At 75.6% G+C, this 2,590-nt stretch carries 4 protein-coding genes; 2 read left to right on the top strand and 2 right to left on the bottom strand.

The window, feature by feature from the left end; translation table 11 throughout:
* Positions 1–97 precede the first annotated feature (97 nt).
* Both AC3WUG_RS18530 and AC3WUG_RS18525 read right to left on the bottom strand, forming a co-directional pair.
* The gene (locus tag AC3WUG_RS18530) at positions 98–790 is read right to left on the bottom strand and encodes a redox-sensing transcriptional repressor Rex (protein WP_492329016.1); all 693 of its coding nucleotides are present in this window, start codon (positions 788–790) and stop codon (positions 98–100) included.
* Positions 791–799: 9 nt separating this feature from the next.
* Entirely contained in the window at positions 800–1,090 is a 291-nt protein-coding gene (locus AC3WUG_RS18525; protein WP_492329015.1) for a glutaredoxin family protein, read from the bottom strand.
* Between the two features lie 34 nt (positions 1,091–1,124).
* Between AC3WUG_RS18525 and AC3WUG_RS18520 the strand changes: the two genes are divergently transcribed.
* Entirely contained in the window at positions 1,125–1,961 is an 837-nt protein-coding gene (locus tag AC3WUG_RS18520) for an HAD family hydrolase (protein WP_492329014.1), read from the top strand.
* A complete protein-coding gene (locus AC3WUG_RS18515; RefSeq protein WP_492329013.1) occupies positions 1,958–2,524 on the top strand; it encodes a GNAT family N-acetyltransferase in 567 nt (188 codons plus the stop codon). Before AC3WUG_RS18520 ends, AC3WUG_RS18515 begins: the two co-directional genes overlap by 4 nt.
* Positions 2,525–2,590: the final 66 nt, after the last annotated feature.

Genomic DNA, 2,590 nt, shown 5'->3' with positions numbered 1-2,590 from the left:
TGTAAGGATACGGCAACCACGGAAATCGACACTCCACGGCCTTCGTAGGAAGCGTCAGAGGTGGAGAAGAGACCGGGCCCTCTCGTGCGTCCCGGAGTCAGTCGGCCGCGGGGACCGGCTCGGGCTCCGGCTCGGGCGCAGCCGCCGGAGCCGGCGCGGACGCGGCGCCCGAGCGCTGGCGCGCGTGGAAGCCCAGGATCTGCAGCTCCGATCCCAGGTCGACCTCGCGGACGTCCACCCCGTCGGGCACCCGCACGGTGCGCGGGGCGAAGTTCAGCACCCCGGTGACGCCCGCGGCGACGAGCCGGTCGGTGGTCGGCTGCGCGGCGGACGCCGGCGTCGCGACGATCGCCACGCTCGCCTCCTGCTCCTCGACCACCCGCTCCAGGCGGTCGACGTGCTGCACGACGTGGCCGCCGACCTCGGTGCCGACCAGCTCCGGGTCGGTGTCGAACAGGCCGACCAGCACGAACCCGCGGTCCGCGAAGCCCGAGTAGGTGGCGAGGGCGTGCCCCAGGTTGCCGATGCCGACGATGACGACGCGGCGCTCCTCGGTCATGCCGAGCGCCTGCGCGATCTGCCGCCGCAGGTGGTCGACCTCGTACCCCACGCCGCGCCGGCCGCCCGCGCCCAGGTACGACAGGTCCTTGCGGAGCTGCGCGGGGGACGCCCCGACGAGCTCGGCGAGCTGGTCGGACGACGTCGTGGTCACGCCCTCCGAGGCGAGGCCGCCGAGAGAGCGCAGGTATCCCGGCAGGCGGGCGACGGTGGTCGGCGGCAGGGCTCGCACGGCCACAGCCTAGGCCTGCGGGGCCGCCACGAGGGCGTCGACGAGCCGGTACCGGTCGATCTGCCAGTAGCCGACCCGCACGCCGTCCACCTCGACGACCGGCAGCAGCTCCCCGTAGGCCGCCGCGAGCGACCGCCCGTCGCGCGCCGTGCCGCCCGCGTCGACGTCCACCTCGGCCCACGGCTCGCCGCGCTCGGCGGCCACCTCCGCCACGAGGTCGCGGGCGGCGTCGCACAGGTGGCAGCCCGCGCGGGAGTAGAGGACGACGCGGGGCGGGGTCTCGGCTGGCGGGGTCGGCACGGCACGAGCCTAGGTCGGTGACTACAGTGGCGGCGTGCCCGAGCCCACCGAGCCCCTGACCGGCGCGCCCGCGCCGACGGCGCCGACGGGGCGCGTGGCTGCGTTCTTCGACGTGGACAACACGATCATCCGCGGCGCGAGCTCGTTCCACCTCGCCGTCGGCCTCTACCGCCGCGCCTTCTTCAAGCGCACGGACATCGTCCGGTTCGCGGTGCACCAGATCCGCTACCTGACGTTCGGCGAGAACCGGCAGCAGATCGACGAGGTCCGCCAGCGCGCGCTCGAGATCATGCACGGGCGGTCCGTCGCCGAGGTCGTCGCGATCGCCGAGGACATCTACGACGAGGTGCTCGCGCTCCGGATCTTCCCGGGCACGCAGCGCCTGCTGGACCAGCACCTGCGCGCCGGCCACGAGGTCTGGCTGGTCACGGCCACGCCGGTCGAGATCGCCGACATCATCGCCCGCCGGCTCGGCGCGACCGGCGCCCTCGGCACGATCGCCGAGCACAAGGACGGCTTCTACACCGGCCGCCTGGTCGGCGACCTGCTGCACGGCCGCGCGAAGGCCGAGGCCGTCCGGGCGCTGGCCGAGCGCGAGGGCCTGGACCTGGAGCGGTCGTTCGCGTACGGCGACTCGACCAACGACGTGCCGATCCTGTCCGAGGTGGGCTTCCCGTGCGCCATCAACCCGGACGGCCGGCTGCGCAAGCACGCCGCCGAGGTCGGCTGGCCGGTGCGGGAGTTCCGCGGCCGCCGCAACGCCACCCGCCGCGGGGTCGACGCCGCCACGGTCGCGGGCTCGGTGTGGGTGCTCGGGCTGGTGGTGCGGACCGCGCGGCGCGCGATCCGGGCCCGCTGGGGCGCGCGGTGACGGCGACCGGGACGGCGCCGGACGCGACCGCCGCCCCGCCGGAGGTCCGCCGCGCCCGCGCCGACGAGGCCGCCACGCTCGCCGACCTGGCCGCCGCGACCTTCCCGCTGGCCTGCCCGCCGTCGTCGACGCCGGAGGACCACGCCGCGTTCATCGCGGGGAACCTGACGCCGGAGCACTTCGCGACCTACCTCGCCGATCCGACCCGGGACCTGGTGGTCGCCGACGCCGACGGCGAGCTGGTCGGCTACACGATGCTGGTCGCGGGCGAGCCGTACGCCGCCGAGGTCGCCGCGGTCGTCCCGCTCCGCCCGACCGTCGAGCTGAGCAAGTGCTACGTGCTGCCCGGCCGGCACGGCGGCGGCGTGGCCGGCGCGCTCATGGCCGCGAGCCTCGACGCCGCCCGCGCCCGGGACGCCGCCGGGGTGTGGCTGGGCGTCAACGGCGAGAACCTGCGGGCCCAGGCGTTCTACCGGCGCTCGGGGTTCGACGTCGTCGGCGAGCGCACGTTCCAGGTCGGCGACCAGCGGCACCACGACCTGGTCCTGCACCAGGCCCTCTGAGCCCCGCGCCCACCGCGCCCACCGCCTGAGTGGAACGTCGTGACCGACACGCCGTCGGCGTGTCGG

This window comes from Cellulomonas sp. EB106-03-03-XG116, assembly GCF_058792015.1.
The sequence above is the reverse complement of the archived record's forward strand: the minus strand, read 5'-3'. Positions and strand labels throughout refer to the sequence as shown.